General features: G+C 60.8%; 2 protein-coding genes. Both read left to right on the top strand.

Translation table 11 applies throughout. From position 1 onward, the window contains the following. The coding region (locus tag WA702_RS30110; RefSeq protein ID WP_425114173.1) for an ABC transporter substrate-binding protein at nt 1-822 on the top strand (822 nt) is incomplete at its 5' end. Between the two features lie 427 nt (nt 823-1,249). After that, nucleotides 1,250-1,799: ABC transporter substrate-binding protein (locus WA702_RS30105; RefSeq protein ID WP_425114172.1), on the top strand; the 550-nt coding region annotated here is incomplete at its 3' end.

Genomic DNA, 1,799 nt, shown 5'->3' with positions numbered 1-1,799 from the left:
GCGACCGGCGCGACCAAGTGGAACGATCCGAAGGCGTTCCCGTGGACCATGGGCTGGCAGCCGAGCTACCAGGCGGAATCGCGGATCTATGCGAAATACATTCTGAAGGAGAAGCCGGACGCCAAGATCGGCCTGATCTATCAGAACGATGATTTCGGCAAGGACTATCTCAAGGGCTTAAAGGACGGTCTCGGCGCCAAGGCGGCCTCGATGATCGTCGCCGAGGAGGCTTACGAAACTTCGGAGCCGTCGATCGACAGCCATATCGTCAAGCTCAAGGCCTCCGGCGCCGACACCTTCTACAGCATCACCACGCCAAAATTCGCGGCGCAGGCGATCAAGAAGGTGGCGGAGCTCGACTGGCATCCGCTGCAGATCGTCGTCAACGTCTCGGCCTCGGTCGGCGGCGTCATCAAGCCCGCCGGCTATGAGAATGCGCAAGGCATCCTGTCGGCTGCCTATGCCAAGGACGGCGCCGACCCTCAGTGGGACAACGATCCTGGCATGAAGAAATTCCTGGATTTCCTCAAGCAGTATTATCCTGACGGCAACAGGGTCGACAGCTCGACCGTCTACGGGTATGGCGCGGCGCAGACGCTGGTGAAGGTGCTGCAGATGTGCGGCGATGATCTGACCCGCGCCAACGTGATGAAGCAGGCCGCAAGCCTGAAGGACTTCGAGCCCGACACGCTGTTACCTGGCGTCAAGATCAACACGTCCGCCACCGACTTCGCACCGATCGAGCAACTGCGGATGCAGCGGTTCAAGGGTGAAAAGTGGGAGCCGTTTGGCGACATCATCAGCGGCGAGCTGAAGGACTAGACGCGTTCAGTCCGCTGCGCCTGCAGCGGATACCATCGAGGCCCAACAAGCCCCCTGCGCGATAGCGCAGGGGGCTTTGTTTTTGCCATTGCACCGCCGAACACAGATGTCATCCCGGCCACGCGAAGCGCGAGCCGGGACCCATACGCCGCGGCGGGATTGGTTATGCTAAGCTGTCTGCTCCAGCAGAGCCAATTACGCGCATTGGCGGGTATGGATCCCGGCGTTCGCCGGGCCGGGGCGGAAGCCGGGGCGACCAATTCCGCTCAACTCCATCCCGCACCGCACGCACGCTGGCGCATGCGGCCTTTGTCGCATGCGCCCTCGCCTGCGATTCCTGATACACTCGCAAGCTCAAGAAGAGCCTTCGCTAAAGAGGGCCGACGACACGTCATCGCAAAATCATGACCAAGGGAGGAATGCAAACATGATCCTCACGCGAAGAGCCGCGCTTGCGTCGGCTGCGTTCGTTATCCTCGGCGGCACCGGCACGGCACGCGCCACCGACAAGAAGTATGATGCCGGTGCCTCCGACACCGAGATCAAGGTCGGCAACATCATGCCTTATAGTGGGCCGGCATCGGCCTACGGCATCATCGGCAAGACCGAAGCGGCCTATTTCCGAAAGCTCAATGCCGAGGGCGGCATCAATGGCCGCAAGATCAACTTCATTTCCTATGACGATTCCTACTCGCCGCCGAAGGCCGTCGAGCAGGCCCGCAAGCTGGTCGAGAGCGACGAGGTGCTCCTGATCTTCAATTCGCTCGGGACGCCATCCAACTCGGCGATCCACAAATACATGAACGCCAAGAAGGTGCCGCAGCTCTTCGTCGCCACCGGCGCCACCAAGTGGAACGATCCGCACAACTATCCCTGGACCATGGGCTGGCAGCCGAGCTACCAGTCGGAGTCGCGCATCTACGCAAAATATCTGATGAAGGAGAAGCCCGACGCCAAGATCGCCGTGCTCTACCAGA

It is taken from the genome of Bradyrhizobium sp. (assembly GCF_049798375.1).
In the GTDB taxonomy this organism is placed as follows: domain Bacteria; phylum Pseudomonadota; class Alphaproteobacteria; order Rhizobiales; family Xanthobacteraceae; genus Bradyrhizobium.
This window is presented reverse-complemented; position numbering and strand designations above follow the sequence as displayed.